This window comes from Rhodococcus pseudokoreensis (genome assembly GCF_017068395.1).
Lineage (GTDB): Bacteria > Actinomycetota > Actinomycetes > Mycobacteriales > Mycobacteriaceae > Rhodococcus_F > Rhodococcus_F pseudokoreensis.
The window spans coordinates 2,280,484-2,304,732 of sequence record NZ_CP070619.1 but is presented as its reverse complement, the minus strand read 5'-3'; the positions used below and the strand labels follow the sequence as shown (position 1 = coordinate 2,304,732).

The window sequence follows — 24,249 nt, the reverse complement described above, 5'->3', positions numbered from 1 at the left end:
TGCGAGGAGGCCCGATGGATCTGAAAGAGCGTGCGGCGCAACTGGTGCGCGACCGCAGGCCGTTCGTCCACGCGACCGTGGTGCGGGCGCAGCCGCCGACGTCCAGTCACACCGGCGACGAGGCGATCCTCCTGCAGGACGGGACGATCGAGGGTTTCGTCGGCGGGCAGTGCGCGCAGAACTCGGTGCGCACGGCCGCGCTGGGCGTGCTGGAGCGCAACGAGAGCGTGCTGCTGCGGGTCCTTCCCGACGGGGCCGTGCAGTTCCCGGAGACCCCGGGCGCGGCCGTCGTGGTGAATCCGTGCCTGTCCGGCGGCGCCATGGAGATCTTCCTGGAGCCGCAGGTGCCGCCGCCGCTCGTCCGGATCTGCGGCACCACACCGATCGCGCAGTGTCTGGCGGGCATAGCGGAACTGCTGGGGTTCACCGTCGAGCACGACGACGCCGGGCAGTTCGCCGCCACCACGGCCGTGGTGCTCGCCGGCCACGGCGGACCCGAAGCGGAGGTCATCCGTGCGGCGCTCGACGCCGGCGTCGGCTACGTCGGGCTCGTCGCCAGCCGGACCCGCGGGGGAGCCATCCTCGACACCCTGGGGCTCACCGAGTCCGAGCGGGCACGGGTGCACACCCCGGTCGGTCTCGACATCGGGGCGCGGACGTCGGCGGAGATCGCGGTGTCGATCGCGGCCGAGTTGGTGCAGCAGCTGCGGAGAGCGGGACTGCGGGCGCCGGAGGACGGTTCGGCCCGGCAGGCGGCGGTGGAGGCGGTCGATCCGGTGTGCGGGATGCGCGTCGTCGTGGGACCGGACACCGTCCACCTCCGTCGCGACGGCCACGACTTCTGGTTCTGCGGGCCGGGGTGCCGGGCGTCGTTCGCGCCGGAGACGGGAGCGGTATGACGGAGGGGTTCGAGGATGTGGCGGACGTGGTCCGGCGTTTCGACGCCCAGGACTACCTGCTGGACCTCGGAACCGCGTCGGCCCTGTACCTCGGGGCGGTCCTGCGCCGTCCGCTGCTGCTCGAAGGCGAACCCGGCGTCGGCAAGACCACCGCGGCGAAGGCCCTGGCGACCGTTCTCGGCGCGCCCCTGATCCGGCTGCAGTGCTACGAAGGCCTCACCGCGAACGAGGCGCTCTACGACTGGAACTACCAGCGACAGCTGCTCACCATCCGGCTGGCCGAATCGCGGGGCGACGGACTCACCGAGGACGACCTGTTCACCGAGGAATTCCTGCTGGAACGCCCGATCCTGCACTGTGTGCGATATCGGGGACCGACCCCGCCGGTGCTGCTGATCGACGAAATAGACCGGGCCGACGACGAATTCGAGGCCCTGCTCCTCGAATTCCTGGGGGAGGCGTCGGTGACCGTTCCGGAACTGGGAACGTTCACGGCCGAACATCATCCCGTCGTTGTCCTGACGTCCAACCGGAGTCGCGACCTCCACGACGCGCTGCGCAGGCGGTGCCTGTACCACTGGATCGACTACCCGGAGCCGACCCGGGCGGCCGCGATCGTGCGCCGCACGGTGTCTGTGGCGTCCGAACTCCTCATCGAGCACGCCACCCGATTCGTCGGCCGCGCCCGCGACCTCGATCTCGACAAGCCCCCCGGAATCGCGGAGACGATCGACTGGGTGTCCGCGCTCGCGGCGCTGGGTGTGGCCGATCTGGTGCGCGAAGACGCGATCTCGAGCCTGAGTGCACTCGCGAAGACCCCGGACGATCGCACAATGGTTCAGGACGCATTCGTCGATTACGCGCACGGACTGGCCACCGGATGAGAGGTTTCCGTCATGAAGATCGCCAACGAGTTCACCGTCAGCGCCCCGATCGAGCAGGCGTGGGAGGTGCTCAGCGACCTCGAGGAGGTTGCCCCGCTGCTGCCCGGCGCGCAGATGACCGGGCGGGAGGGCGACGACTACCTGGGGAAGGTGAAGGTCAAGGTCGGTCCGGTGACGAGTGAGTTCAAGGGCAAGGCCACCTTTGTCGAGCGCGACGAGAAGGAGCACCGCGCCGTCATCGACGCCCGCGGCCGGGACTCGCGCGGTTCCGGCAACGCGTCCGCGACGATCACCGCCCAGTTGCACGAGGCGGGCGACGGCACCCGTGTCACCGTCGACACCGACATGAAGATCGTCGGCAAACTCGCGCAGTTCGGCAGCGGCATGATCCAGCAGGTGTCGGAGAAACTCATGGGACAGTTCGCGGAGTCACTGGAAGCAAGACTCTCCGGAGGGCCTGCCGATCAGCCCGCGGCCGAACCCGAATCAGTCGGTACCGCCATCGACGCCGCCGGAACCACGACGCTGTCCGTGGCACGGCCCGCCGCCGAACCGGCGCCGCTCGACCTGCTGGCGCTGTCCGGTGCCGGTGCGTGGAAACGGTACGCCCCGATCCTCGCTGCCGTCCTCGCGGGAATCGTGGTCGTGCTCGTGGTGGGCCGCCGCCGACGATGACCGCGTCGGGCATCCTGCGGGGTGTCGATCTCGCCGCGTTCGCCGTGGCACTCGTCGCCCGTCTGCGGGCCCGCGGCGTCGTCGTCTCGGCGAGCGGTCCCGCGGTGTTCGTGCAGGCGCTTCACCTGTCGCCGCCCAGTTCACGTTCGCGGCTGTACTGGTCGGCGCGGCTGACGCTCGTCAACCGGGTCGACGACCTCGCGTCGTTCGACGCGGTGTTCTCCGCGGTCTTCGAGGACGCGTTGCTGTCGGTCGACCCGCACGCGCGGCGCAACGCGGCCGGACGGGAGTCGGCCCTCGCCGCCGTCCGCGACGGCCGCGACCGGCCCGGCGACGCGCAGGACGTCGAGGGTGTGCCGTGGATGACCCGACCGCTGATGACCGGCGGCGACAACGCCGAAAACAGCCTTCACGACACGCTCACCGCCGTGCCGGACACGCTGCCCAGCAGGCTCGTCGCCCGCGCCGACGAACCCTTCGCCCGATTCGACGCCGGCGACCTCCGGCTCCTCGGAGCCTGGCTGGAACAGGCCACCGCGGCCTGGCCGTCCCGCCGCACCCGCCGCCGCGAAGTGCATCGCCGCGGCAGGCGTATCGACCTGCGGGCCACCATGAACCGGTCGAGGGCCACCGGCTGGGAGCCGGTGGTACTCGCGCGGAGCCGCGCCCGGAACCGTCCGCGCCGCATCGTCATGCTGTGCGACGTGAGCCGGTCGATGCAGCCATACGCCGCGATCTACCTCCACCTGATGCGGGCGGCGGTGCAACGGCAGACCGCGGGCAGACCGGAGGTGTTCGCGTTCTCCACGTCGCTGACGAGGCTCACCCCCGTGCTCGCCCACCGCAGCGCCGAGACCGCGGTCCGCAGGGCGAACGAGAAGGTGGTCGACAGATTCGGGGGCACCCACATCGCGGGCAGCGTGAGTGAACTGCTCGCGTCCCCGCACGGCAACGCGCTGCGCGGCGCACTCGTGGTCATCGCGTCCGACGGCTGGGACAGCGACGACCCGGAGCGCCTGGCACACGCACTCACCCGGGTGCGTCGTCGCGCCCATCGCCTGGTGTGGCTCAACCCCCGCGCCGGTGACCCCGGCTTCCGGCCGCTCGCCGGTTCGATGGCGGCCGCGTTGCCCTTCTGCGACGCCTTCCTCCCCGCGCACTCGCTGTCCGCGCTGCGCGACGTGCTGGACGTGATCGGCCGGCTGGGTTGAGCGGGGGCTGGGCTGAACGGGGGCTGGGCTGAACGGGTGGCCCGACTCCACCCCCAGGGTGCCTGGCAGTGGTGGGGTCCTTCCCGGATGCTCGAACGACGGTGCTGCACACCGCGCTTCAGCTCACAGGAGGAACAATGACGACTACCAGAACTTCCGCCAGGATCGTGGCGGCCATCGGGGCGATCCTCGCGGCCCTGTCGATCTCGTTGGTGGGAACCGCCGAGATCGCCGGCGCCAGACCCTGTCAGAACGATTGTCATGCACCCGTTCCCAAACCTCCGGTCGACGGCTGCCAACTCTGCAATCCCAACCCGCCACCGCCTCCGCCGCCACCGCCCCCGCCGCCCCGGTAGGGAAGAGCTCGGTATGCGAGACACGCGCCTCGGCCGGATGGTCGGGGCGCGTGTCGCGTTGCGGTCACATGCCGGGTCGTTGATCCGCGGGATCGGATGACAGATGATCGATCGGGGGCCGATCGCGTGTCGTACCGACCAGAAGAGGCGAATGCCGTGGCCAGGCTCAGTTCACTGAATGTCGGGATGCCCCGGGACGTGTCCTGGCGAGGACGGACGGTCCACACCGGCGTCTGGAAGCGGCCCGTCGACGGCTCGCGGATGGTCCGGCGACTCAACATCGACGGTGACGGCCAGGGCGACCTCGGCGGCCACGGTGGTGAGATCCGCGCCGTGCTCGTCTATCAGACCGAGTCCTACCGCCACTGGCGCGAATACCTCCGCCGTGACGATCTCGAACCCGGACATTTCGGGGAGAACTTCACCGTCGACGGTCTGCCCGACGACGAGGTCTGCATCGGTGATCGCTACCGGATCGGAACCGCGGTCTTCGAGGTCACCCAGCCTCGCGTGACGTGCTACCGGGTGGGCATGCGCATGAACGAACCGCAGATGGCGGCGTTGCTCGTGTCCCACCGCAGGCCCGGCTTCTACCTCCGGGTGATCGAGGAAGGGGAGGTCGAGGCCGGGCAGGGCATCGTGAAGGTCGCGGCGGGCCCGGAAGCGGTGTCCGTCGCGGAGATCGACGCGCTCCTGTATCTGCCCGGCCACCCCCGGGACGCACTCGAACGGGCGTTGCGGATCCCGGCGCTCAGTCCCGGGTGGAAGGAGTCGCTGCAGAACATTCTGGACCGAGCCGACTCGGGTGCCGGCGGAAATGTCGGGCTGACGAAGACCGCAGGCAGCCCGCCGCCGGCGTGGCCCGGCTTCCGCTCGCTCACCGTGACCGGGATTCACGAGGAGAGCCGCCGCGTCCTGTCGCTGTCGTTGGCCGCACCCGACGGTTCGGCGTTGCCGTCCTGGCAGGCCGGACAGTCGATCACACTGCGCCTGCACCCCGACGACGCTCTAGTCCCGCTGATCCGCAGCTATTCGCTGTCCAATCGCCCCGGCGCCGCCGACTACCGGATCAGTGTCAAACGGGAACCGCACGGCGTGGCAGGCCGATACGTCCATTCCCGTGTGCGCCTCGGTGACACCCTCGAGGTGGCGGCCCCGCGTGGGACGTTCTTCCTGGACGGCGAGGCGCGACCGGTGGTGCTCGTGTCCGCGGGCGTGGGCGTCACACCCCTGCTGTCGATGTTGTACGCACTCGTGGAAGCGGGTTCGTCGCGGCAGGTGTGGTGGGTCCACGGTGCCCGTGACGGATCAGAGCATCCCTTCGCCGAGGAGAGCCGCGACCTCTTGAACCGGTTGCCGGGCAGTCGTACGCACATCGCCTACAGCAGGCCTGCCGAAACCGACAGCAGGGGCGCCGACTACACCACGGCGGGCCGGCTCACGGGGGAGCTGATCGCGGGTCTCGGTCTGCCCGCCGACGCGGATGCCTATCTGTGCGGGCCCGCGTCGTTCATGGCCGATCTCGGGTCCGCGCTCGCCGCTGACGGGCTCGACCCCGCGCGGATTCACGTCGAAACGTTCGGTGCGGAAGGAGCTCTCAATCCCGGTGTGGTTCACGCTTCTTCGCGGGCACCCCATCCGCCGTCCGGACCGCCGGGCGCAGGCCCCTCCGTCTCGTTCGCGCGCAGCGGGCTCACCGTGCCGTGGGACGCCGGGCGGGGAACCCTCCTCGACTTCGCCGAGGCGTGTGACGTGCCGACACGCTGGTCCTGTCGCACCGGCGTCTGCCACACCTGTGAAACGGTCCTGCTGTCCGGGGCCGTCGACTACGACCCGGAACCCATCGAACCGCCCGCGGCCGGGAACGCGCTCATCTGCTGCACCAGTCCCGCGGACGACGTGGTGCTGGACCTGTAGCGGTTCTGGACCTGTAGCGTCGACTAGTCCTCCGCGCCACCGGGATCCGACTCGCCCTCCGCCTCGTCACGGTCCGCCCACTCGAGCAGCGGCTCGAGCGAGAACACGGCGTCGTCGATTCCCGCGTGCAGATCACCGAGTGTCGCGAACCGCTTCGGGACGGTGGCGATCGTGAACTCGTGTGGGTCCACGTCGTCGATCTCGTCCCACGTCACCGGGGTGGACACCGTCGCGTCGGGCACACCCCGCACCGAATACGCACTGGCGATGGTGTGGTCGCGGGCGTTCTGGTTGTAGTCGACGAACAACTTTCGCGGATCCCGGTCCTTCCGCCACCAGGTGGTGGTCACGTCCTTCGGTGCCCTGCGCTCCACCTCGCGGGCGAAGGCCAGCGCGGCCCGCCGGACGTCGCCGAATCCCCAGTCGGGCCGGATCCGGACGTAGACATGCATGCCGCTGCCGCCGGACGTCTTCGGCCACCCCGTCGCACCCAGTTCGTCGAGCACCTCGTGCACCACCCCGGCGACGCGCCGCACCGTGTCGAATCCGCACTCGGGCATGGGGTCGAGATCGATCCGCCACTCGTCGGGACGTTCGACGTCCGCGCGGCGCGAGTTCCACGGATGGAACTCGACCGTCGACATCTGCACCGCCCAGACCACGTCCGCCGGATGCGTCACGCACAGTTCGTCGGCGTGGCGGTTGTACCGCGGAAACGTCACGCGGACCGTCTGCACCCAGTCCGGCGCCCCGTGCGGCAACCGCTTCTGGTGCACCTTCTCGCCGCTCAGACCGTCCGGGAAGCGGTGCATCATGCAGGGCCGTTCGCGCAATGCACGCACGATCCCGTCACCGACACTCAGGTAGTAGTTCGCGAGGTCGAGTTTCGTGGCGCCGGTGGCGGGGAAATAGACGCGCTCCGGGTGCGAGATCCGCACGACCCGGTCGCCGACCTCCAGTTCGACAGCGGGTGACTTGTCCTTACCGGTCGCCATGCAGCCAACCTAACCCGCGGCAGATCGGGCCCGCGCGGTTTCGCGACCATCCTCGCCGTGCTGTTTGCACACGGATTTGCCAGACGCGGGCGCAATTGCGTGGGAATCCGGCAAATCCGTCTGCATCTGTGGGCGCGGGGTCAGAAGCCCGGGGCCCGGCCGCCGTTCCACAGTTGTTCGGTGACGTCGTGGAAGCAGACGAGGGTCACCGGGTCGTCCTGCCGGCGGAGGATGGGCCTGCTGACGAGTGCGCGGACCCGGGATCCGTCCTGATGGGCGAGGTCGACGGGGGTGGTCGCCGACTCACGGAGGTGTTCGACCGCGGCGGCGCCACTCGACGCTTCGTCCAGGTCGAGGAGTTCGGACACCGGACGTCCGCGCAGTGACGCGACGGGGCGCCCCAGCATCCTCTCGAAAGCACTGTTCACGTGGACGACGGTGCCGTCGTCCTCGACCGCCAGGACGGGAACCGGTAGGCGCTCGAGCAGGACGAGGGCGGGTAGCTGCTCGAGGTAGCCCAATGGGGTTTCCGGGATCGGGCGACGTCTCTCCTCATGATCTGCCTCTGCGCTCACAGCCCTATACTCTCACCGATTCCGACCGCCCGTCCCGTTGTCGCCGCAGACGGCGATTCATCGGCGCGATTCACCGGTATGCGGACTCGATCATCGGTTCTGTCGCGAGGACCTTGCCGTCGCCGCCGACGATGGTCAGGGCGGTCGGGGTGAGCCGGTACTCGGTGCCGCCATCGCCGGTGGCGACGAAGCCGGAACCGCTGGGGCTCGGGTCGTCGACGGAGATCGCGGCGCCGTCGCTGATGCGTACGCCCTGGTAGTAGTAGCGTCCGACTCCCGTCTCGCAGACCACGACCAGAGACTTCGTGGTGCGACCGATGAACACGGCCGGGTTGGTGTAGTTGCATCGTGCATCGGACGGGGGCAGGAAGCCCTGCCGATCGGCGCCCGACACCTCGCCGACGATCGGCGGCGGGGGAGCCGTCGTAGTTCTTGCCGTCGTTCGCGGCGGAGTCACGGCGGGCGGGACCGTCGCCGGAGCTGCCCTCGTGGTCGCGACGGGGACGTCCTCTGTGACAGGAGTGCGCACCTGACTGCTGCCGGCCGCGGCGACCGCGGGGTCGTCGGGGTTGTTCCGGTCCAGCACGAGCCATCCGACCACCCCGGCGAGTGCCAGCAACGCGATCACCAGCACGGTCACCGTCACCGGGACGGCTACCGAGCGCCGCGCAGGCGGGGCGGCGTATGGAGTGGGCGGGTAATGGGGAGCTTGCGGAGGCGGGGCGGGCGGACCGCTGTGGAACGCGGTCGGCGGGTAGACGGGTGGACGCCCGCGGTCGTCGACCCGCGTCGGCTCGGACCGCATGCCCTGCGAGGGTTCCGGGCGGGTCGCGATGTCTGTTTCGGTCTTCCGCTCCCGAGCATTCAACGCGGAGCGGGCTGCGGCCGCGAAGTCGCCTGCCGTCCGGTAGCGATCGCGGGGGTCCTTGGCCAGACCCCGGGCGATCACCTCGTCGAACGTGGCGGGCACGTCGGGCCGGATCGAGCTGGGGCTGGGCACGGGCGTGGTGAGGTGCGCCCGGATCGCGCTGCTGATGCTGTTGGACGGGAACGGAATGGAACCCGTGAGGCATTCGTAGAGGACACACGCCAGCGAGTAGACGTCCGCGCGGGCATCGACCGGTGCGTTGTCGAACCGCTCGGGCGCCATGTACGCGTAGGAGCCGACGGCGCTGCCGAGGGTCGTCAGCCGGAGGTCGGAACTCGAGTGCGCGATACCGAAGTCGACGAGGTACGCGAATTCACCGGCCGTGACGAGGATGTTCTCCGGTTTGACGTCGCGGTGGATGAGACCGTCGGCGTGCGCGGCGTCGAGCGCCGCCGCGATCTGGTCGACGACCGCGACCGCGTGTGCGGGGCCCATCGGGCCACGCGACCGGAGCAGCGCCCGCAGATCCTGCCCGACGACCAGGCGCATGTCGATGTAGAGCACACCGTCGATCTCGCCCCAATCGTGGATCGGGATGACGTGCGGCTCCTGCAGCCGTGCCGCAGCATGCGATTCGCGGCGGAACCGCTGCTGGTAGGTGGGGTCTTTCGCGAGGTCGACATCGAGGATCTTGAGTGCGACGGTGCGATCCTTGGTGGTGTCGTACGCCTCGTACACCTCACCCATTCCACCTCGTCCGAGCAGAGCCCGGAGATGGTAGCGCCCGAACTGCGAGCCGACCCGTGTACCTGCCGCCATTCCCCATCCCCTCGAAGCCGGAATCAGCACGATACACGCAGGTATCGCAGTCCTGCAGTCGCAGATCCGGGTTCAGTCGAGCACGGCCAGTTCGGGAACGGGGACGACGAATCTGCCACCCCAGTCGCGGATGTACGACATGTCCCGAATCACCTCGTCCCGCAGGTTCCACGGAAGGATCAGCAGGAAGTCGGGGCGGGTGTCGCGGATGTGATCGGGCGCGTAGATGGGAAGATGGGTTCCCGGCAGGAACTTGCCCTGCTTGTGGGGGCTCCGGTCGACGGTGTAGTCGAGCAGGTCGTCGCGGATCCCGCAGTAGTTGAGCAGGGTGTTGCCCTTGGCCGGTGCGCCGTAGGCTGCCGTCGACAGTCCGCGGTTGCGTGCGTCGACGAGGAATTCGAGCAACGCCCGCTTGGTGCGCTTCACCCGCTCCGGGAAGGCGGCGTAGCCCTCCGGCAGGTGGAGACGCGCCGCTTGCTCCAGCTCGCCCAGCTCCCGCAGCCGCCGGGTCGTGATGTGACGGGGGTACTCGGCATGGCACGCGTAGATCCGCAGCGACCCACCGTGGGTGGGGAGCTGTTCGACGTCGAAAAGCCGCAGCCCGTGGGCGGCGAACACGCGGGTGACGGTCAGCAGCGAGAAATAGGAGAAGTGCTCATGGTAGATGGTGTCGAACTGGTTGTGCTCGATCAGTTGCAGCAGGTGAGGGAACTCCATGGTGATCACCCCGTCCGCTGCGAGCACCATCGCCATTCCCGCGACGAAGTCGTTCAGGTCGGGTACGTGGGCCAGGACGTTGTTGCCGATCAGGAGATCGGCGCGGATATCCTCGCCGACGAGTTTGCTCGCCATCGACGTTCCGAAAAACCCGACTCGGGTGTCGATCCCGTGTTGCACGGCGACTTCTGCGACGTTCTCGGCAGGCTCGATGCCCAGCGACGGGATGCCGGACCCGACGAAGTACTGCAGCAAATACCCGTCGTTGCTGGCGATCTCGACGACCTGCTTCGAACTGTCCAGGTGGAACCGGGTCGTCGTGTCCTGCACGTACTGATGGGCGTGATCGAGCCAGCTCTGCGAATACGACGAGAAGTAGAGGTAGTCGGTGAAAATGAACTCCGCCGATTCGAACTCGGCGAGCTGGACGAGGAGGCACTTCGAGCAGACGTACGCATGCAAGGGGTAGAACACTTCGCGTCGATCCAATTGATCCGCGGTGAGATACGAGTTGGCGAGAGGCGACATGCCGAGGTCGCAGAACGACTGCTCCAGTGCGGTGCCGCAATGCCTACAGGGAGTACTCATGATCGTCTCCCTCGCCGCCGAGTCCGTCGTTCCAGATCTTCCAGGGCGCCTTGTCGTTGTCCCAGAGTTCGTTGAGGTAAATTTTGTCCCACAAAGTGTCCATTCCCCGCCAGAAGCCGGCGTGCTGGTAGGCAGAAAGCTCGCCGTCGGACGAAAGCCGTTCCAGCGGAGCTCCTTCGAAGACGGTGTCGTCGCCGTCGATGTAGTCGAGGACGGACGGTTGTGCCACAAAGAATCCGCCGTTGACCCAGCCGCTGCTGCCCCTGGGCTTCTCCTCGAACTGCACTCTGTCCTCCTCCATCCGGAGCGCGCCGTAGCGTCCGGGCGGCTGGACCGCGGTGACGGTCGCGATCGAGCCGGACTCCCGGTGAAAGTCGGCGACCTTGCGGATGTCCACGTCGGTGACGCCGTCGCCGTACGTGAACGAGAAGACGTCGTCGCCGATGTGTTCCTTTGCGCGCAGCAGGCGTCCTCCGGTCATGGTCGAGGCGCCGGTATCGAGGAGGGTGACGGTCCACGGCTCTGTCTTGGACGAGAGCGTCTTGGTCGTGTCGGTGGCCAGGTCGATCGTCACGTCGGACATGTGCAGAAAGTAGTTGGCGAAGTACTCCTTGATCATGTAGCCCTTGTAGCCGAGCAGAATGATGAACTCGGTGACGCCGGCCTCGCCGTAGATCTTCATGATGTGCCAGAGGATCGGCCGCCCACCGATCTCGACCATGGGCTTCGGCCGGCTCTGCGACTCCTCGCTGATTCGAGTGCCGCGTCCACCGGCGAGAATGACGGCTTTCATGAGCGTTCCTTACGTGGTCGAAGAATGGTGTGGAGCACGTCGCACACCCGGTCGACCTGCTCCTCGGTCAGCATGAGTGCCGACGGCAGGTTGATCGAGCGCGCAGCGATGTCGTATGCGGTCTTGTTGCGCCGCGCCGCAGTCACGGCGGTCTGGTATCTCGCGAACGCGGGCAGCGAACTGAGGGGAGGGAGGAAGGGTCGGGTGTCGACCGAGTGCAGGTCGAACAGTTCCATCAATCGGCGGGCTGTCAGACGGTAGTCCGAGTCGACGACGGCGGTGACCATCCAGAACGTGTTGGTGAGGCCGTCCCGCCGATGGTTCAGGTCCACACCGGGAACATCCGCGAGGCGCTCCTCGTACCATTCGAAGATTTGCCGCTTCTTGTCCAGGAGTTCGTCGATGCGCGACAACTGCGCTCGGCCGAATGCGGCCTGCAGACTACTCATCCGGTACTTGTACGCAAGTTCCTCGGTGGTGAAGTACCGGTGATCCGACGGAGTGCGGCCGTGGTCACGCAGCCGCTGGATCCGTTCTGCGAGGTCGCCCCGATCCGTCACGACCATCCCGCCCTCACCGGTCGTCAACGTTTTCGTGCCGTGGAAGCTGAACGTTCCGATGTCTCCGAGTGTGCCGGCGAAACGGCCGTGCAGCTTGCCGCCGATGGCCTGGGCGGCGTCCTCGATGATCGGAATGCGACCCGCGACCGACCGGACGGCCGCCATGTCCGGAATTCCGCCGTACAGGTCGACGGTGACGACGGCCGCGGTCCGGGTGCTTACGCACCGCGCGAGCGATTCGGTTGACAGACACCAGGTGTCGGCATCGATGTCGGCGAAGACCGGGGTAGCGCCGACGTAGGTGATCGGGGCCGCCGTCGCCACCCACGTCGACTCCGGCACGATCACCTCGTCGCCGGGACCCACATCGAGGGCGAGCATCGCGAGATGCAGCGCGGACGTGCAGTGCGGCACGGCCGAGGCGGATCCGGTGCCGAGGTAGCCGGCGAACTCGGTCTCGAAGCGGCCGACCGATTCGCCTGCGTGCGTGTACCAGTCGTTCGCTGCAGCCTCCGCGACGTACTGGACCTCCAGGTCGGTCACCCACGGACCCGCAACGGGAATCCGGTCGGGCTCGCGCACGGCGTCGCGTTCGTCGACTTCCGGCAGCGTCTTCGGCTCGATCATGTCGACACCCAACGCAGGTCGCTGTCGAGCCGGCCCCGGTCGAGGTGCTGCCGGATGGTCCGCAACCGGAAGAACTGCGGACCCTCGAACTGCTCGGCGGTCATTCCGCCGTCGGAGTATGCCGCCCACAGTTGTTCGATTCCCCGGCGCAGCGTCCACTGCGGCCGGTACCCGGGCAGTTCCCGCTCGATCTTCGAGAAGTCGACGCGGTAGTCGCGGATGTCGGGCGTGGCTCCGACGGAATGACCAACGGCGCAATCGGGTACGATGTCGGCGACGAGCTGGGCGATGTCGATCACCTGGTAGTTCTCGCCGACCCGTCCGACGTTGAATGCCTGATCGTGGACGACCTGCCTGGGCGCTGTGAGTACCTGCGCGAACGCGTGCGCGATGTCGAGAACGTGAACGAGCGGCCGCCACGGTGTGCCGTCGCTCTGCAGCAGCACCTTGCCTGTGGTCACCGCGTGCCCGAGCAGATTGTTGACGACGACGTCCGCCCGCAACCGGCGCGAGAGACCGTACGCCGTGGCGTTCCGCAGATACACCGGCGTGAAGTCGTCGTCGGCGAGCCGGGACAGCTCCTGTTCGACCCGCACCTTCGATTCCCCGTACGGTGTCACGGGATTGAACGGCGCCCCTTCATCCAGTTCGAGATCGCTGCCCGCGCCGTACAGGCTGCACGAGGACGAGAACACGAACCGGCCGACGCCTGCCGTCTTGGCCGCTCTCGCGAGCCGGACGGAGGCCGCGAGGTTGATGTCGTACGTCAGGCTCGGATCGATGTCGGACAGTGGATCGTTCGACAGGGCGGCGAGGTGGACGACGGCGTCGAAACCGACGAGATCCGCCGGGGTGACGTCCCTCACGTCGATCCGCAGCGTCGGCAACGGATCGGGGGGTGCGAGGAAGTCGCACCCGTCGAAGTAGCCGGTGTCGAGGCCGACGACGTCGTGTCCGAGGCCGACGAGCAGCGGAGTCATCTCCACGCCCAGGTACCCTAAATTCCCGGTGACCAGAATTCGCAGGGGTGATGGTGCGCTGTCGGTCATTTCACCGGCTCCTCGCTGATCGTTCTACGTGACTTCGAGTACGGACGGATCGAATACGAGGACGCCGTCGGGGCTGCCGCCCTGGTCGTACATCGCGACGATGTCGTCGGGTACCCGGTCGTAGGTATCGGCGCGCAGGTAGTCGCGGACGGAGGTCCCGGTCGAATGGGAATCGACGTTCTTCGGGCCCGCCTGCGTAATCAGATCGTCGAGGCTGATCGTGCGGAAGTCGAAACTGAAGCGGGCCTGACCGGTGGTGTTCGGCACCGTTGCGTGCAGTTGGGCACCGGAGAACGACAGGATCGATCCGGCCTCACCGAGGATCCGGACTTCGCTGCCGGGATCCTGTCCGCTGAGCCGGGGATGCGGCCGCGGATCCTCCTTGATGTAGAGCGCGGCGTCGCGGCGGGAGGACCGGTTCCATTCGTAGGCGTCGAAGTCGGCGCTCGAATTGTCGGTCGGCCGCTGCCAGTACTCGGGATGGAATGCCATGCAGCTCCTGTCCGTCACTCCGACAATCGGTGCCCACCAGTTGTTCTGGCACTGCGGCGAGGAGTACCAGGTGTCGCGGTGCGGTGTGTAGTTGTATCCCAGGCCGGCGGTGAGATAAGACGCCGGCGGTACCGCGCGCAGTTTGGGCACATCGAAGTATGTCCGGGTGATGTCCGCTCCGAGGTCCACGAGAACGTTCCGCAGGAGTTCCTTGGAATGGGGATGGTGGGTGAAGCCGGTCTTCAGAGGTCCGAGGATGCGCACGTACTCCTCGACCGGGAGGTCGTCGTGGGCGGTCAGCGGATTGTGCGCGCCGAACGCGGCTTCGATAAGCTCCCAGGCGAATTCGCCGAAAGCGCGGACTGAGTCGCGGGGCGGGAAGCAGAACACCTCGCCCGAGAAGATTCGCGAACGTCGGGCCTCGTCCGTGACGTCGGACTCGGTGGAAATAACGAATGCCATGGGTTTGTCCTCACATCGTGTCGATACTCGGTGACTGTCGGAGGCAGCGCCGAATGACGCTCGACGGCATCGCCGTCCGCCGCCTGGTGTGCGGTGGCATAGACGGGCCCGAAAGCATCAGGGTCTCGCGCGTCGTTGTGAGCGCGTCATCCGATTTCGCCATCGTCTTGATCTCCCGCCCCGGCCCCCACCGGCCGGCGCGCCTACGAGGGGCGGTGTCGGCTCGGGTTCCGATCAGACCAGTCTTCCACATTTCTGAGACAAAACAAACCTATGCCCCGTTATTAGGGAAATTGTCGTTCTTTTCCCTCGTTTCTGGTGCTCAGCCGCCGGCGCCGGCTGCTCCCGAACCGGTGCGATCGAATTGGTAGACGATCGTGTGCTCGTCCTGCAACCGGATCGACCACTGCGGACTGTCCCGGAACTGACCCTCGAATTTTGCCACTGCCTCCGGTGTGAAGTACCGGTAGTAGTCGATGGCGTCCAGGGCCTGCCGTGTGAACACGAAATAGGTTTCTGCACTGCTCGATTCCGCGACCAGGGTGATGTCCTCGAACTGTCGGGCATCGGGAAATTTCACCGGAAACTCCGGCCATCGGTCCACAATCGGCGTGTCGAAATCCTGATCGTACTTGGCCAGATCGGCGTAGTCGGCGGTGCCGCGACTGGGGAATCCCGCCGAATCCAGACTGGTGATCATCGCGGGGCCATGGATGTCCGCGGTCAGGTCATCGAAAAGCGTGACCTGCGATCGGTACTCTACGACGAGAGACCACAGCCCGTAATACCCTTGCATTCCGGCGACAGCCGCACCAATCAGCGCGACTGCGGCGAATGATGCGGTCACTCGGTCGAGAACGGCATGACGACCGGTGTGCGTGACCGTCGTGACGAACAGGGGAGCGATCAGGATTGCGCACCCGGGAAGCGCGTACAAGTACACCCGGAAGATCGCCTCGCCGCCGTAATTCTGCAGGAAGAGCAGCGAGAACGAACTGAAGGCGATGATCACCGGTGCGAGGAACGGCCGGCCCTGACGCCACCACACGAAGATTCCGGCGACGGCGAGCACGATCACCGCGGCGGACATTCCCCGGCAGATCGTGGATGTGAACAGCTTGCCGAGCGAACCCGCGTACTCGACGTTGCTGGATCCGTTGGCCACGGGATTCACCCCCGAGAACAACCCGTGCGGGAGTACGACGTACATCCGCGGCACCAGGTAGCCGACGAGCATCGCCAGGTACGGGACTGGGAGCCACCAGGGCTTGATCTGCCGTGTCACGGCCAGCGCGACGATGACCCCGAGCAGCCAGTACGGCGTCAGCTGATGTGTCGGGATGAGCGCGGCGAACGCGAGAAGTGCGATATATCCGGCATGGTGGCTAGTCCGGGAGGCGATGAGCAGCGCCAGGATCGCGACGGCCATGAGCAGTGCAAACGCCTGGGGAGCGAAGTAGTCCTGCCCGACCCAGTTCACCAGTTCGATGATCATCGCGGCGGCGAGCGCGTGCCGGATCTCCAGCCCCAGCAACATCGCGAGGGCGCCGACGAGCAACGCCAGCAGGGCATGGATCACCGGCGCGAACCACTGTGCGACGAGCAGTGAGTCGACGGACGTGATCTCGCCGAACCACGCGAAGGCTGTGAAGAAGGCCGGCCATTCTCCGTACACGTCGATACCGCGCGGCGGAAGCGTCTGATGCTGCTGCAGGTAGTCCACGACGCCGATGTGCTTGTACGTCCATGTGTAGATCGGCGCCTCGGTGATCAGGCTGACGGTCGCGCGTTGCACGAGGATCACGGCGCCGATGATCGACACGGCGGTGACGAGGTGATTCCTTCGCAGCGCCCACGTGAAGGCCCCGACCATTGATGCCACGACGAGCACGAGTCCCGGCCCGGTGCCGACGGCCAGCAGACCGAACTCGGAATAGGGCACGTCGATCAACCCCGGCAGGACGGCCATCCAGGCGCCGATCATCGCCAGCGTCACGAGCAGGGGTGCGTTGCCCCGCAACGTCGTTCCCCGAAGTGCGGAGGGGGCGAGCGTGGCGAGTCCGCCCTCGTGGCGTGCGTGGAGGAGGGTCGAAACCGTCACCCCGGCGACGAGGGTCAGCAGGAACGGGACGGGAACCCAGCGATTCGCCCATCCGAGTACCGCCGTGAAGCCCGTCATCATCGACAGACCGGTCAGGGGTATTGCGGCGGCGACCGCGGGTGCCTGCAGTCTCATCCACGTCACCACGGCCAGGCCCGGCCCGGTGAGGATGAACGTCGCAAGCAGGATCGCGCGCAGTTCCGGCGAGAGCGGAGCCAGCGCCAGCGCACCGACCGCCGCCGACACGAGGGCGAGGATGTCGTAGCGTCCGGGCTCCTCGGCGTCGGCCGTGGCAGCGACGGGCGTGGGCCGGGTTGCGTCGAGCGGGGGCGCGGACCTAGTCACCGGTAACACGTACCCAGTCGACAACCATCGCGGCCGGGAAAGGTGTGCTGCTGTCGGGCGGGCCGGGCCACTCGCCGCCGACGGCCACGTTGAGCAGGAGGAAAAACGGCTTGTCGAACACCCACCGCTCGTCGGGCGGGAGGCTCGCCGCCGTGACGCCGCCGGTGATCTGGCCGTCCACCCCGAACGTCACCCGGCCAGGTGCCTTCTCCACCCAGTACGTGTGGAAGTCGTCCACGAATGTGGGAGCCACGTCGGTGGTGGGGCCCGCCTGCCAGTCGCCGCCGGTCGTCCGCGGCCCGATCACACTGCTGTACAACTGGCCGGCGCCGTTGACCGCCTCGACCACGTCGATCTCGCCGCTTTCCGGCCAGCCGACGACTCCGAGGTCTGTGCCGAGCAACCAGAACGCCGGATGCATTCCGGCTCCGCGAGGAAGCTTCGCCCGCGCCTCGGCGCGACCGTAGAGCAGGGACGTGCGTCCCTGAGTCGTCACGCGGGCGGACGTGTATGCGCCGCCGTCGTTGCGGACCTCGATCACCAGGTGCCCGGCACCGTCCAGCCTGACGTTCGACGGTGCCGCCGTGTAGGTCTGGGATTCGCCGTTGCCCCATCCGCCGCCGCCGGTGTCGTAGGTCCACAATTGCGGATTCGGTGGCGCTCCGGCGGGTCCGTTGAAGTCGTCGTACATCAGAGCCTGCTGCTTCTGGTACGACGAGACCGTCTGCACCGCGAGGTCGGCGGGCGGACCGGCCGCCTGTGCGATCAGCACGGCGCTCATGCCGATCAGCGACGCGCCAGCCGCTCGAGCCCACAATCGTCTACTCAACTCGCTCACCTCCCGGATCGTGTGCGGGAATCCCGTCGTACCCGCGTTCGGGTGAGGCCCGCCGAAGCCAGAGGATCACCGGACCGATCAGCAGCAGTGCCGACACCGCCTCGGCGGCGAGGTAGGCCCAGCCGACGCCGACGACACCGATCGCTCGCGTGCCGATCACGGAGCCGCCGACGATGATCAGGGTGGACACGCCGCGGACGACCAGCGCAAGTGTCAGCCTGCGGTGCACCCGCGCGAGCCCCTCGTAGACGGCGCCCACCACGGACAGGGGAATGAACACGCCGGCGAGGTAGAGCAAACCGGTGCTGTGGATGCGGTATTCCGCGCCGACGACACCGAGGAGGACAGGCCCGACGACCACTAGTCCGACCCCGCCGGCGCACGCCACCACTGCGAGCGTGCGCACCAGTCGGCGCGAGAGCGCCGCAACCCTGTCCGGATGGGCGGCGACTTCCGCCACGTACGGGCTGACGACCAGATGGACCATCAGATACAGCGCGCTGATCATCGCCCACGCGATCGCGAAGTACGCATTCGCCTCGGCGCCGACCTGGGTGACGACGATCAGCGGCACCACGAGAGGCCCGATCGCCCACAGCGCGGTGATGCCGAAGGACGAACCGAAATACGACCACAACTCACGGCGGGGCGGCAGGTTCGGCGTCGCGAGAAATCGGGGGTGGGACCGAGACCGCCGGTGCAGCGCAACCAGAATGCACAGGGCCGCGGCCGCCGCGGTCGCACCCCACGCGGATACGATGGACACGGCGACGTCGGTGCCGGCCAGCGCGAGCAGGGCGACGAGTTTCGCCGCCGCGTGGAAGGCGTTCTTCGCGGCCGACCATCTCGCCACCCCGAGTCCGGCGGTGGCCTTGTCCTGCAGGGTGAACACACCGAGCACCATCACGAAGACCGGGAAACAGATCTTCGCCCAGCCGGATTCGAACAGTGGGTCGCGGGGTCCGAACACCACGAGCGCGGTCCCCGACAGCAGAGACGTCGCCGAAACCAGGAGGAATCCGTGTTTGAGTAATGCTCCGGTGCGGGTGCCCGCCAATGGCAGGAACCGCTCGTACATCGTGTCGATACTGAGGATCGACAACGTCGACAGCATCACGGCGGACGTGATCAGCGCCGATGCCACCCCGACTTCGCGGGCGGGGAACAGCCGGGCGGCGGCGGCCCAGAAGGCGAGTCCGAGAAGGCCCGCCAGGGCATTGGCGAGAATCAGGGCGTTGGTGTTGAGGCGCAGGTTCCGCTCGGCGGGGTGCTCGGTGTCGGCACGCCGCGCCTCGATGGGAGGAATGCCGGGAGTCACAGTTCATCCATTGAACGACGCGGGAACGTACTTGGCGGCCGCGCGGTCCACTGCCGCAACGGCGCGGGCGACCGTCCCTCCCGACGCGCCGACCGATAGGCCCACGGTCCCTTCACGATCGACCGGAGGGTGGTGGAGCCGAGGCCCGCGGGCAGGAGTCCTGCCAGGTCGGTCGGGGGAGCCGTCTCGTTCGACGAGGCTCTGAGATGGCGAACGAATGCGCCGCCGCGCCGGGCCGCCGTCGTCGCGGCGAGCGTGGCCATCTCGGGGTCGCCCGCAATCTTCGCGAGCCACGCTCCCAGCCCGAGTCCGTAGCCGCGAGACTGGACGAGGAGCCCTTCACCGTCCGCACGGTGCCGATGCCACACGATCGCCGCCGGTTCGTGAACGAGTCGACGCCCCGAGCGCAGAATCCGGAAGAACATGTCGATGTCCTCGCCCCCGCCGGTCGGGGAGCCGGCCCCGAGCGCCTCGTCGAAACCCCCGAGGCGGCGAACCACATCCCGCTCCACCGCGAAGTTGGCACCCGTGCCGTAACAGCGAACGGTGAAGGGGAACAGGGGAACGTCGTCGGGCGGCGCGGTCCAGTCGAAGACCCGGGCGTCGGTCGAATCCGACCAGCCGACCCGCCGGTCGAAATAGGCCTGCGCCGGAGTCCGGATCTCGCCGGCGGGCACCATCCCGGACACACACGAGACGGACAGTGCCCGGCCGAACCCGTCGACCAGCGCGGACAGCCAGTGGCGGTCGACCACGACGTCGTCGTCGGTGTACGCGACGATGTCGCCTGTGGCCGCCGACAGCCCGGTGTTCCGCGCCCGCGACAGGCCCGGGAGGGGTTCACGGATCAGGCGTACCCTCGGATCCGCGAGACCGAGCACGTACTGCCGGGTGGCGTCGGTTCTGGGTGCGTTGTCGACGACGAGTACGTCGAACGCCGGATAGTCCACCGCGAGTACGGATCGGAGCGCCGCGCCCAGCATAGACACCCGGTCGCGTGTGCAGATGACGACCGTCACTGGCACGGCGTCGCCGTCGGCCACGCGAGCCGGACCGGTCCGCAGGGAACGGTCCGGCTCGGTGACTCGCAGGCCCGCGACTCGGCGCCTGAGCTCGCCGAAGTTCACCGAACCTTCCGACACCTCGATCTCGACGAATCCGAGCGGGCGACCGCAGGCACGCACGAGCAGTCGTGCCCGGCCGTAGCCCTCCGCGTCCGCCAGTCGGCAGCGGACCGGGATCCCCGCCGCGCGGTTGAGCCGTGCGGCATCCTCGATCGCGTCGACCCACACCTCGCCTGTCCACACCGCACCGTCCCACGCCGGGCGCTCGGGACTGTCCATGGCGGGGCGGAGCGTGAGAGCCGGTGCGGCGGGATCCATCAGGTCCTCCCGGTGCGTAGACGGATGGCGGCCCTGCCCTGTATGTACCCGGCGGTGGTGACTGCCAGACCCAACAGCAGGACCGTTGCCCGCGCGAGGCCGTCCCTTCGCATCGACAGCCCTTCGCGCAGCACCGCACGCGGCAGTACGTGAAGGGTGTAGCTGCGTTCGCTGCTCAGTGCGTCCGATGCGGTGGTTAGTTCCGCAACAACCGCCTTCGACAGTCCCTCGTGATGGCACCTCCGCACGAAATAGCGCAGGGTGGCGCGGTCCGCCGACACGTGGTGCTGAACCCGCATGTGCGGGTCGAACAGGATCCGATTGGAGTTCAGGTTCGCCCGGATGCGGATGCAGAGTTCGGTCTCCTCACCACCGACCGGAACCGAGCCGACGCGGCCTACCTCGGATCTGAATCCGCCGACCGAATACAGAACGGAGCGGCGCATCGACATGTTGCAGCCGATCGGGTTGCGAACGGGTGCGACCTGCGTCGGCAGGCCGACGTAGCTGCAGCCGACGACCCAGTCGAATTCCTCCGGTAGCCACGCGGGGCGTTCCCCGGGCCAGCTCGGGACCGCATACCCGCCCACGCTGGCAACTCCACGATTGCGGTAGTGGTGCATGAGGGCCTGCGTCCACCCCGGTTCGGCGCGGGCATCGTCGTCGACGAACGCAACCACGTCACCGTGGGCGGCTCGGACACCGGTGTTGCGTGCCCCGGACAGTCCGCGGGTATCCGCATTCGCCAGGACCGTCACCCGCTCGTCCGTGCGGAATCGGTTGCACGCGCGGACGTACAACTCGTCGCAGTGATCGATCACCAGGATGAGTTCCAGATCGGCACCCTCCTGACACAGCACCGACTGCACCGAGAGGCACAGGTCGAACCAGCGCCGAGTGGTGTAGGCGCAGATAACGACGGAGAGGGACTCGGCCGGGCCCACATCAGATTCGTCGGTCGGGTCCAGGAGCGAATGCCCGGCGGCCGGGACTTCATCGGGCAACGTAATCACCGCGATCGCGGGACCGCCACGAGTAGACGGATCGGCGGCTGAGCGAGGTGGGCCGCTCGACCGATTTCGCGGTCATTTTCGTGCCGTTGCGGTATTCCATTCGCACCGTCCGGAGCACTCGGAACCCGTCGCGCACGACGTTCAGATTGCTCTTGCCGCTGATCCGGCGCCGTTCGAAGCTCGGAATCTCGACAATGCCGAGGCCTGCAGTCGCCATCCGGACGTTGATCAGCGTCTCGATCTCGAAGCCGTCACCCCAGTGCGCGTCGGGGCGGTCTGTCTCGGGCAGCGACATCACGCTAACGTGCCGACGCCAGAACGCGTTGTATCCGTAGCAGAGATCGGTGAACGAGACGGCGAATTCCATGTTGACGAACGAGTTCAGCATCCAGTTGCCCAGCTTGCGGGTGAACGTGATGTCTGCGCTCCCGCCGCCGGCGATGAACCGGCTTCCCTTCGCGAAGTCCGCACCGTGGATCAGTGCGTCGACGAACGCCGGGATCTCGGCGGGGTCGGTGGATCCGTCGGCGTCGATCATCACCACGATGTCGGACGTCGCGTGCATGAACCCGCAGGCCAGCGCATTGCCCTTACCCTTGCGGGTCTGCGTCAGAATCTTCGCGTCGGGCCACAACCGCCGGGCGACCGCGACGGTGTCGTCGACGGAGTTTCCGTCGACGAACACGAGTTCGTCGATGCCTGTGGGCATCCGGGCCGCCACGAAAGGCAGGTTCTTCGCTTCGTTCAGTGCCGGCATCACCACTGACACGGTCGGTCTCGTTGTGCTCTTCCTCGGATTGTCGTTGGGGTGTATCTCGGTCACGTGTGCATCCATGGCCTTCACGTCCATTGCGTAATAGGGGCTTTCGAGTGCCCTTGTCTTGCTGAAGTTTGGGTCTTCTCCGGAGGAATGCCGCGGTCCGGAGGCTGATGGGTGAATCGTTCGTCGCAGTGAATCGTTCGTTTCCGGTAGAATTCACCCCGGTCGTTCCCGGCCCTTCTCCGATCCGAGTGCACGTCGGCGCCTCGACGCGCGGAGCGCGCTGAGGGCGAACAGCAGACTTCGGCGCATCTGCATGTCGTAGGCGTTGATTCGGCCGAGTATGCGGTCGGACAGCGGGACCTGCCACTCGGGGTCATGGACCAATCGGCTCGTGAACTCGAGTTGCTGAGCGAGTTGCGAACGCGCCGAGGTCAATGCAGTGGTGGATTCGCTGCCGATCCGGAACGACGCCAGTGTCCTCGGCACGCCGAAGAAGTCGCCTTTCCGGACGAGCCTCGACCAAAGGTCCAGCTCCATGGGAAAGAGGAGTTCGCCCCGGAACCCGCCGCATCTGTCGAAATCGACCCGCCGGAACATCCCGGCCACCGGGGGCCCGATGGGGTTGCTGCCGCTCCGGACGATTCGCCGGACCACGGTTCGTCCCGAATTGCGTCCGACGATTCCCCGGAGCCCCCGCGCTGGACGGAGTAGGGCGCCCTCGTCGTCAATGAAATCGGTTCGCACGGACACGAGCGCGACATTGTCGTCGGCCTCGAGTACCGCGACTTGTGTTGCGATGCAGTCGGGCTCGATGGTGTCGTCGGCGCAGATCAACTTGACGTATCGTCCCCGGCTCTCGCGGATCGCGAGGTTGAAATTGTCCACCATCGGCACCGTCGTCTTGTTCCGGATGATCCGGATACGGTTGTCGTGGAGTTTCTCCAGGATCTCGCGGGTGCCGTCCGAACTGTTGTTGTCGACGATCACGATTTCCAGGGCGGTGAAGGTCTGCGCCAGAACGCTGTCCAGGGTTGTCTGCAGATGACGCTCCGCCTGATAGGCGGGGATGCACAGCGAAACAGTCGGGGGCCGGTTCCGGCCCGGTCCGTGCCCTGTGTCGGCGCGCCTTGATGTGTGCGCGGCCTCCGAATTCGTCACCATGCTGTTCTCCCGCCCCGGCCCCGCACCCGCCGATTCGCGCAGGCCGCGGCTTCACTCAGACTGCGCTCTCGTCACCGGCCGCACGTCCATGCGCTGCCGTGAAGAGTGCCGTGGCTACAGCATTCTCGGCTTGGGTTCCGATCAGACCAGTGTTCCACATTCAATGCTAAAAACATACCTTTCCCCTGTTACTAAAGGAATTACTCAACTAGAGGCGGGTTTTGCTGAATATGGTTCCCGTTTGCCATCGTCGAAAATCCGTTGCCCGCCGCTGCCGTGGTCCGTAGTGTCACGAGGCTTTGTCCACCCGTCGACAGAAGGAGTTCTTTTCGTCATGGAACCCGTCACCGAACACGACATCAGGTCGTCGTTCATCAATTGCTCCAAAGGCGACGCCAAGCGCCTACCGGTTCCTCGTGACCTGGACGATCGGCCGTGGGAGGATCTCGACTTCCTCGGCTGGAGCGACCCGTCGTTTCCCGGCCGCTGCTATGTCGTCGTGCCGCGGGAGGGTCGTCTGGTCGGCGTCGCGCTGCGCTACGAGACGGGCGGTTATCGACGCGCGCAGATGTGCACGGTCTGCATGACGACGCATGCCAGTGGCGGCGTCTCACTGATGACCGCGCGTAAGTCGGGGGAGTCCGGACGCCGGGGCAACTCGATCGGCACGTACATGTGCGCCGATCTCGCGTGCTCGCTGTACGCGCGCCGGAAGAAGTCGCCCGCGCTCGGCAGGCAGTACCGCGAGGATCTCGAACCGGAGGAGAGGATCGCGCGGGTTCGCGACAACCTCGACGCCTTCATCTCGCGCGTCTACGGCTGATCGAACCCTGACACACCA

At 67.2% G+C, this 24,249-nt stretch carries 21 protein-coding genes; 6 read left to right on the top strand and 15 right to left on the bottom strand.

Annotated elements, in window-relative coordinates; all coding sequences use genetic code 11:
• The first annotated feature begins 14 nt into the window (after nucleotides 1–14).
• The 5 genes from JWS13_RS15930 to JWS13_RS15910 all read left to right on the top strand — a co-directional run bounded on the left by JWS13_RS15930 (nucleotide 15) and on the right by JWS13_RS15910 (nucleotide 5,942).
• Complete coding sequence (locus tag JWS13_RS15930) at nucleotides 15–899, top strand: XdhC family protein (protein WP_206006520.1); 885 nt, start codon at nucleotides 15–17, stop codon at nucleotides 897–899.
• On the top strand, nucleotides 896–1,783 hold the full coding sequence (locus JWS13_RS15925) for an AAA family ATPase (protein ID WP_206006519.1): 888 nt from the start codon (nucleotides 896–898) through the stop codon (nucleotides 1,781–1,783). Before JWS13_RS15930 ends, JWS13_RS15925 begins: the two co-directional genes overlap by 4 nt.
• 12 nt (nucleotides 1,784–1,795) lie before the next feature.
• Complete coding sequence (locus tag JWS13_RS15920) at nucleotides 1,796–2,458, top strand: SRPBCC family protein (RefSeq protein ID WP_206006518.1); 663 nt, start codon at nucleotides 1,796–1,798, stop codon at nucleotides 2,456–2,458.
• Nucleotides 2,455–3,669 carry a vWA domain-containing protein gene (locus JWS13_RS15915; protein WP_206006517.1) on the top strand — a complete coding sequence of 405 codons (1,215 nt, stop codon included), beginning with the start codon at nucleotides 2,455–2,457 and terminating at the stop codon, nucleotides 3,667–3,669. The genes JWS13_RS15920 and JWS13_RS15915 overlap by 4 nt, the downstream gene beginning before the upstream one ends.
• Before the next feature lie 512 nt (nucleotides 3,670–4,181).
• Entirely contained in the window at nucleotides 4,182–5,942 is a 1,761-nt protein-coding gene (locus JWS13_RS15910; protein ID WP_206006516.1) for an MOSC domain-containing protein, read from the top strand.
• A 23-nt stretch (nucleotides 5,943–5,965) separates the two neighbouring features.
• Here JWS13_RS15910 and ligD read toward each other — a convergent pair whose 3' ends face one another.
• From ligD to JWS13_RS15835, 15 genes are all read right to left on the bottom strand, one after another.
• Nucleotides 5,966–6,937 (bottom strand): non-homologous end-joining DNA ligase, encoded by a 972-nt coding sequence (gene ligD / locus JWS13_RS15905; RefSeq protein WP_206006515.1) that lies wholly within the window; start codon nucleotides 6,935–6,937, stop codon nucleotides 5,966–5,968.
• Nucleotides 6,938–7,077: 140 nt separating this feature from the next.
• Nucleotides 7,078–7,512, bottom strand: a complete 435-nt coding sequence (locus tag JWS13_RS15900) for a PAS domain-containing protein (RefSeq protein WP_206006514.1) — start codon at nucleotides 7,510–7,512, stop codon at nucleotides 7,078–7,080.
• 70 nt (nucleotides 7,513–7,582) lie between these two features.
• On the bottom strand, nucleotides 7,583–9,199 hold the full coding sequence (locus JWS13_RS15895; protein WP_206006513.1) for a serine/threonine-protein kinase: 1,617 nt from the start codon (nucleotides 9,197–9,199) through the stop codon (nucleotides 7,583–7,585).
• Nucleotides 9,200–9,271: 72 nt separating this feature from the next.
• Nucleotides 9,272–10,504: a class I SAM-dependent methyltransferase gene (locus JWS13_RS15890; protein ID WP_206006512.1), complete on the bottom strand. Its 1,233-nt coding sequence runs from the start codon at nucleotides 10,502–10,504 to the stop codon at nucleotides 9,272–9,274.
• Entirely contained in the window at nucleotides 10,488–11,297 is an 810-nt protein-coding gene (rfbF, locus tag JWS13_RS15885; RefSeq protein WP_206006511.1) for a glucose-1-phosphate cytidylyltransferase, read from the bottom strand. Before rfbF ends, JWS13_RS15890 begins: the two co-directional genes overlap by 17 nt.
• Nucleotides 11,294–12,484 (bottom strand): DegT/DnrJ/EryC1/StrS family aminotransferase, encoded by a 1,191-nt coding sequence (locus tag JWS13_RS15880; RefSeq protein ID WP_206006510.1) that lies wholly within the window; start codon nucleotides 12,482–12,484, stop codon nucleotides 11,294–11,296. The genes rfbF and JWS13_RS15880 overlap by 4 nt, the downstream gene beginning before the upstream one ends.
• Nucleotides 12,481–13,533: an NAD-dependent epimerase/dehydratase family protein gene (locus tag JWS13_RS15875; RefSeq protein ID WP_308114967.1), complete on the bottom strand. Its 1,053-nt coding sequence runs from the start codon at nucleotides 13,531–13,533 to the stop codon at nucleotides 12,481–12,483. Before JWS13_RS15875 ends, JWS13_RS15880 begins: the two co-directional genes overlap by 4 nt.
• Nucleotides 13,534–13,557: 24 nt before the next feature.
• Nucleotides 13,558–14,487, bottom strand: coding sequence for a hypothetical protein (locus JWS13_RS15870; RefSeq protein ID WP_206006509.1), 930 nt, complete (start codon nucleotides 14,485–14,487; stop codon nucleotides 13,558–13,560).
• Nucleotides 14,488–14,809: 322 nt separating this feature from the next.
• A complete protein-coding gene (locus tag JWS13_RS15865; RefSeq protein WP_225929385.1) occupies nucleotides 14,810–16,933 on the bottom strand; it encodes a hypothetical protein in 2,124 nt (707 codons plus the stop codon).
• Nucleotides 16,926–17,771: a glycoside hydrolase family 16 protein gene (locus tag JWS13_RS15860; protein WP_241032222.1), complete on the bottom strand. Its 846-nt coding sequence runs from the start codon at nucleotides 17,769–17,771 to the stop codon at nucleotides 16,926–16,928. The genes JWS13_RS15865 and JWS13_RS15860 overlap by 8 nt, the downstream gene beginning before the upstream one ends.
• The gene (locus tag JWS13_RS15855; RefSeq protein ID WP_206006508.1) at nucleotides 17,755–19,089 is read right to left on the bottom strand and encodes a lipopolysaccharide biosynthesis protein; all 1,335 of its coding nucleotides are present in this window, start codon (nucleotides 19,087–19,089) and stop codon (nucleotides 17,755–17,757) included. Before JWS13_RS15855 ends, JWS13_RS15860 begins: the two co-directional genes overlap by 17 nt.
• Entirely contained in the window at nucleotides 19,086–20,471 is a 1,386-nt protein-coding gene (locus JWS13_RS15850) for a glycosyltransferase family 2 protein (RefSeq protein ID WP_206006507.1), read from the bottom strand. Before JWS13_RS15850 ends, JWS13_RS15855 begins: the two co-directional genes overlap by 4 nt.
• The gene (locus JWS13_RS15845) at nucleotides 20,471–21,475 is read right to left on the bottom strand and encodes a glycosyltransferase family 2 protein (protein WP_225929384.1); all 1,005 of its coding nucleotides are present in this window, start codon (nucleotides 21,473–21,475) and stop codon (nucleotides 20,471–20,473) included. The genes JWS13_RS15850 and JWS13_RS15845 overlap by 1 nt, the downstream gene beginning before the upstream one ends.
• Nucleotides 21,465–22,319, bottom strand: a complete 855-nt coding sequence (locus JWS13_RS15840) for a glycosyltransferase family 2 protein (protein ID WP_225929383.1) — start codon at nucleotides 22,317–22,319, stop codon at nucleotides 21,465–21,467. Before JWS13_RS15840 ends, JWS13_RS15845 begins: the two co-directional genes overlap by 11 nt.
• 141 nt (nucleotides 22,320–22,460) lie before the next feature.
• Nucleotides 22,461–23,408: a glycosyltransferase family 2 protein gene (locus JWS13_RS15835; protein WP_206006505.1), complete on the bottom strand. Its 948-nt coding sequence runs from the start codon at nucleotides 23,406–23,408 to the stop codon at nucleotides 22,461–22,463.
• Between the two features lie 334 nt (nucleotides 23,409–23,742).
• Between JWS13_RS15835 and JWS13_RS15830 the strand changes: the two genes are divergently transcribed.
• On the top strand, nucleotides 23,743–24,231 hold the full coding sequence (locus JWS13_RS15830) for an FBP domain-containing protein (protein WP_087555057.1): 489 nt from the start codon (nucleotides 23,743–23,745) through the stop codon (nucleotides 24,229–24,231).
• Nucleotides 24,232–24,249: the final 18 nt, after the last annotated feature.